The sequence below is a fragment of the Roseibium sp. RKSG952 genome (genome assembly GCF_009711355.1).
The window spans coordinates 1-4,772 of sequence record NZ_SMMF01000698.1; the positions used below are offsets into that span (position 1 = coordinate 1).

The following is a 4,772-nucleotide window of genomic DNA, read 5'->3' on the forward strand; positions in this document are numbered from 1 at the left end:
GATTGAGGAGGCACTCGCCCGGCAAGACGGCATTGCCAAGGCAGCAGTAGTTGTTCGGAAGACAGCAGAGGCTTCCAACGCCGATACCCAGTTGGTCGGTTTTGTCGTCACTGATAGTGTTCAGTCCGACAAAAAGGAAAGTCCACAGCTTCTGGAGTTCGGAACGGATTTCGACCTGAGTGATCTGCTTTCCAAACTGAAACGGACTTTGCCGGAACATATGGTGCCTTCGCGTTTTGTTCGGCTATCCCGCATACCCTTGACCATATCCGGAAAGGTGGACAGGAAAGCTTTGCCCGATTCAGAGGGAGAAGTCGTACAGGCTGGCTATATCGCACCAGTTACACCAACAGCAGTTCTATTGTGCGATATAATTGCAGAGGTTGTGCAAGTCGAACGCGTCGGACTTTCGGATAACTTCTTTGATATTGGTGGCGACTCAATGAAAGCTCTCCGTGTCATTGGGCGTTTGTCTCACGCCGGAGTGTCCGTAAGTGTCAAGGATTTTTATCAAGCACCGGTTCTGGGTGATCTTGCGACTTCCCTCGAAGGGGGGGGCGTATCGGGAGACGCAGAGTATATCGCTGCAAATTCCTCACCCTTTGGACTTGTTGATCGCCAGTTGGTTGGGCAACTACCCGCGAATGTTGTTGATGCCTATCCATTGACGCGTTTGCAAGAAGGCATGCTGTTCCACAGCCGCAAGGACGATGACGGATCCGCATATCATGACGTCTTCAACTATGTTGTAGGACTGCCATTTGATCAGACAGCAATGGAAGGTGCCTTGGAGTATCTGACGCGCCGCCATGACGTGCTTCGTACTGCTTTTGATACCGTGAATTTTGGTGAGCCAATACAGCTGGTTTATGCCGACGCAACATTGCCGTTGACGGTCATTGCGGGCGGTAAGGGCTGCGCACCTTTAGAAGATATCGTCCGAGAGTTTATTAATGAAGAACGCAAGACGCAGTTTGACTGGTTGAAACCGCCTTTGGCACGGGTGTTTGTTCACGTTCAAGATGACGAGGCATTCGCGCTGACCTTCAGTTTCCTGCATGCCATTCTGGACGGATGGAGCGTTGCTGCCTTGATTACGGAGTTGGTGGACCTCTACCAATGCCTCTTGGAGGGGCGAGTATCGTGTATTGGCGGGACCGAGGTCGCCTGCAAGTTCAGGGACTTTGTTGCCCTTGAACGTCTTGCCATTGAAAGCGAGGAAGACGGCTCTTGGTGGCGGGAACACCTTGGTGGGGCCGAATGTGTCAAACTGCCCGACGTGTCGGTTTACCGCGCGGGTTCGGCTTCTGAACCTAATGATTTTGGCGGAGTTGAAGATCACTCTGTCGTGTTGTCTGAAGGTATGGCCCGTTCGCTGAAGCAGTTTGCTGCAAACGTGGGAGTGCCGCTCCGAACCATATTTTTGACAGCTTACCTGAAAGTGCTCTCGCGCTACACAGGTACAGAGGATGTTGTGACCGGTTTGGTTTGCAACGGGCGTCCGGAGGTTGCTGGTGGAGATCAGGTTCTGGGCCTGTTCCTGAATACGGTGCCAATGCGTGTTATCCTTCAGCCTGGTCAAACCTGGAAGGAACTGGTGAAACTGGTATTTGATGTCGAACGTGGAGTAATGGCGCATCGCCGGAGCCCGTTGTTCGATATTCAGAGACAACTTGGTAAGACCGAGTTCTTTCAGTCAGTTTTCAACTATATTGATTTCCACGTATTCGAAAACGCAGTTGATCACCTTGGAAAACAAGTGGTTCAAGGTGGATATGGTGCATTTGAAAAATCCAACTTTTCACTGACTGCAAACGTGGGGAGGGATGCGCGAACCAACCGCTTGGGATTTGTCCTGACCTACCAGGCAGATGAGCTTTCGGGTGACTTGATACGCTCTATGGCCAGGGAGTTCTTTTTGGTATTGAAGGAGTTATTGTCTGCGTCAGATGAGAAACACTCCGATCAAAAGGGGCTATCAGACCTTGGTAGTGAAAAGCTGCTTCAGCGTTTCAACGATACTGCGAGTGGGCTTCTGCCGGGCGAAACGATTGTCGATTTGTTTCAAGAAAAAGCACTGACAAATCCAGATGCAATAGCCGTCATAGACGGCGAAAGTCATACAACCTACGGTGAAATTGAAGCTGCTTCAAATTGTCTGGCCCGGTATCTGATTTCGGTTGGCGTCGGTGAAGAGGATGTTGTTGGCGTTTGTATCGGAAGGTCAGCAGAACTGATTGTATCGCTCTTGGCAATCGTCAAAGTCGGCGGTGTCTACATGCCGCTGGATCCAGCTTATCCAACGGAACGCATTGGGTTCATGATAAAGGATGCCTCTGCACAATTGGTGCTCACCACGAGCGAGTATTGCAGTGCAATTGCACTTCTTGAAGAATATGACATCCGGTGGATCGAGTTGGATGAGCCAGAGTTCAGGAAAAATCTAGGTCAACAGTCAGTCAACAGCATTACTGGTAAGGAATGTTCATCAAGGCCGAGTTCTTCTTCCGCAGCATATTTGATCTATACGTCGGGGTCCACTGGACGACCAAAAGGTGTAGTTGTCGATCATGGCAACAGTGTTAGCTTCGCGGGGGGGCTGGGAACATTGTGTAGCCAAGAAGAAATCGGAAAGGTTGGCTGGTTTTCCTCTGTTGGGTTTGATGCCTCTGTATGGGACATTCTGATGAGCTTTCGACTGTCTGGAACGCTGATCGTTGTGCCGGAGGCAGTCAGAACCGATGGTCATAAACTGGCCGGGTTCATGAACAGCTCGCGTATAGAAGCGCTATTTCTTCCTCCATTGCTGCTGCCGGACTTGGTTCAAAATGATCTGTCCAGCTTGCGAATGTTGATCACAGGCGGTGAAAAGCCGGACAATATTGCTGCCGGTATCGCAGCAAGCCGTTACCGATATATCAATGCGTATGGTCCGACAGAGACTACCGTCGTTGTGACAACCTATTCCGTCCAAGCCCCTCGGTCAGAACACCCAATTCCGATTGGATCGCCGATGGCGGATACGCAGGTTTATGTAGTTGACAGGCACTTGAATCTGGTTCCAGTAGGGGTTGCCGGGGAACTTTTGATTGGAGGCGGTCAGGTCTCACGGGGGTACCGGAATCGACCCGGGTTGACGGCCGAAAAGTTTATCGCAAACCCCTTTACTGACAAACCAGGCAGTCGGCTTTATCGTACCGGTGATCGTGCCAGACGGAGGCCTGATGGTGCGCTTGAGTTTTTGGGGCGAATTGACACCCAAATTAAAATACGCGGCATGAGGGTTGAACTTGAGGAAATTGAAGCTGTGTTGGCAGAACAGGCTGGCATTCTACAGGCAGCCGTTGTTGCTCGGGACGTTCACGATGGAACGCCCGAACAGAAACAGCTAATCGCATATGTTGTGCCTGATGTGGTTGATGACCAGGTACTCGCCGCTGCGCTGGGTATAGAAGAAAATCAGATCAACGAGGAGGACCATGCTTCCGTCCTCGTGCTTGATTCTGCGAGCAGTGTTGATCTTATTGACATAAGGGCTGGCCTCGCCAAGAATCTTCCAGCACACATGATCCCTGCCAGATTTGTTGTCCTGTCGCGTTTCCCAGTTTCCCCGTCCGGAAAAGTCGATCGCAAGGCCTTGCCTGACGTTTTCGGCCAACGGATACAAGCACCCTTTGCAGAGTTGACAACAGAGACGGAAAAAGCCATTGCGGAAATATTCAAGGAGATTTTTGGAGAACAGAATATCGGTTGTCATGATAGTTTCTTTGATTTGGGCGGTCATTCGCTAATGGTGATGCAACTTATTACAAGAATTGAAACTGTTTTGGGCAAGTCAGTGACTATCCGTGATGTGTTTGAAGCGCCGACGGTTCACGGTTTGGCTGAACGTGTTGAGGTTGGGGCAAAGCGGTATTCGCCCTTGGTCCGGTTTGTACAAGATAAGGTTATTTCTGAGAGTTCTCCAAGAACGATTGTCTGTTTTCATCCCGGCGGTGGGTTGGCGAGCGTGTATGGTCAGAAGAGTGTTTTGTCCGAATGGGGGGCATTCGGCGCTGTAATTGGTGTCCAGGCCCGAGGGCTCGAACATGGTGAGGAGCCTTTTGAATCCTATGAGGAAATGGTGACCTGTTACGCCTCAGCTATTCAGGAAGAACTTGAGGGGCCATTTGTTTTCATCGGCTGGTCGCTTGGAGGGCATCTCGCTCAGGAACTGGCCGCGCGGTTGCAGTGTAGGGGCGAAAGGATTGATGGACTGGTCATTTTGGATGCCATTGCGAGCCGGAAAAGCCTTGATGAAGACAGGATAGTGTCGAAATGGACCGAGAGTGAACGGATCAACCGCCTCTTGAGAATTTTTGAAGATACACCGGTGCCAATCCTTGACAACCTGACGACTGAGCAAAAAGTGGCCCGGCTTGGAAATCATTTTCAAGCTCATGGCTTGCTGCCAGAGGGCAGCGACGTCAGCTCGAGTGATATGACCAACCACATTCTTCGCATGATGAATGAACAGGGCGCGCTTTTGCCGTCTACAGCGGATAAGTCACCCTTTGACGGCCCTACACTTCTGGTACGGGCGAGAGATACAAGTAGAATCCAAGAGGATGCATTTTTTGGGTGGTCGCATTATTGCAATGATCTAGAAACCATTGATCTGAACAGCGATCATTTGCAGCTTCTTATGGGGAAAATGACTGTTTTAACAGCAAAAGCTGTAGCCGCTTGGATCAAGAAGAGGTTTTGTGAATACTCCACCGGCTAAAGCCGGT

At 50.6% G+C, this 4,772-nt stretch carries 1 protein-coding gene and 1 pseudogene; both read left to right on the forward strand.

The annotated features are described in order from the left end of the window. Positions 1-31: 31 nt before the first annotated feature. A pseudogene (locus tag E1297_RS51210) lies at positions 32-217 on the forward strand (hypothetical protein); the annotation flags it as partial. 75 nt (positions 218-292) lie between these two features. Beyond that, positions 293-4,765, forward strand: a complete 4,473-nt coding sequence (locus tag E1297_RS04150; RefSeq protein WP_244327631.1) for an amino acid adenylation domain-containing protein — start codon at positions 293-295, stop codon at positions 4,763-4,765. Positions 4,766-4,772 lie beyond the last annotated feature (7 nt).